The organism is Endozoicomonas sp. SESOKO3 (assembly GCF_024606255.1).
Map to the genome: position 1 here is coordinate 1 of NZ_JAHHPR010000392.1, position 1,283 is coordinate 1,283.

The 1,283-nt window shown below is 32.6% G+C and carries 1 protein-coding gene; it reads right to left on the bottom strand.

Annotation, left to right across the window (positions count from 1 at the left end):
- The coding region (locus KDK18_RS06775) for a glycosyltransferase (RefSeq protein ID WP_373691154.1) at positions 1 to 1,257 on the bottom strand (1,257 nt) is incomplete at its 3' end.
- Positions 1,258 to 1,283: the final 26 nt, after the last annotated feature.

The following is a 1,283-nucleotide window of genomic DNA, read 5'->3' on the forward strand; positions in this document are numbered from 1 at the left end:
TAACTCAATAGATCCTTCGCCAATTGAGCTTAACACCCACTTGTACGATATAGCTTCTTCATTTAAGTCAATGTCGATAAAGTTAATACCATTTCTGATTTGTAATGATTTGGAATCTATGAGTGAAATGTTGTTAAATTGATTTAGGTGTAAAGATGATGCAGTCTTTGTTTGCTTGCACTTGAATTTAAGTCTTATTTTTCTAGGGAAATCTTTTGTAAGATATTTTTCGAGGTTTTTTGGTATTGCTTTACCGACTTTATCTGATGAAATCAAATATGCCTTTTTTTCTTTTGAGTTTATAATTAATTTGGCATCGTGACAAGTTGCCTGATCAAGCTTTATGCTACCAGAGTGTGCTTCCCATATTTTGGAAAAATCTAGAATATTGCGACCTAAAAGTGTTATGTTGCACTCTTGAATAAGAGCACTACTTTTTGAGTCAGCAGTATTTGTATTGACACCTTTCAAGTTATCATTCATTATTCTTTTTTTTGCGTTTTTGAATTTTTTAACTTCTTTAAGGTAGGCTTCAAGTAATAACCAATTTATACCAAAACCTTCCTTTATAACCTTATCATCAATTAAATCGAAGTCTTTGGATTTTTTTATAGAACTGTCAGCTTGTTTATGCCTTATGTATATCCACATAGGTACTTCAGGCGTGATTTCGATGTAGTTAATGTTGTTTTCTTCAGCAAAACTTTTTATTTGACTGTGACTGGCATCTAAACATGTTGTTAAGTTATCAATAGTGGAAAGTACATTTACAGATGTACCAAGGCAGCTAATTGGATATTTAGTTAGCTGTTTCTCATAATAGCGATTGTCAGAAAACACTTCATCGATGACATATTCATAACCGAGTGGGTGTGTCAGTAGTAATTTGTTGTCTTTCTTTGATAAGATCTCACTCTGGACACTTTCAATATAGTTATGTTTCCAAAGGTCATCATCATCAATCCTGCTAGTAATGATGAACTTTTTCTCAGGATACTCACTTCGAAAAATTTCTTCAATTTTTTCCGATGACCAACTAGTGTTTGTTGGAATTAATCGAATGTTTTTAAAACTGCTTGTTAAGCTCTTTAATTTGTCTTTTTGGTGTAATGGCATGTTGCTACCAATGAAGATACACCAAATGAAATTTTGATTTGACTGATTCATCAGTGAAGGTAATGTGAAAGCTTCAAATAGCATGAATCTATGTTGAAACCATTCATCATCAAAGATATTGATCTGGTGACTCTGAATGATGTTGTAACTGAGGCTGACATCGTAGT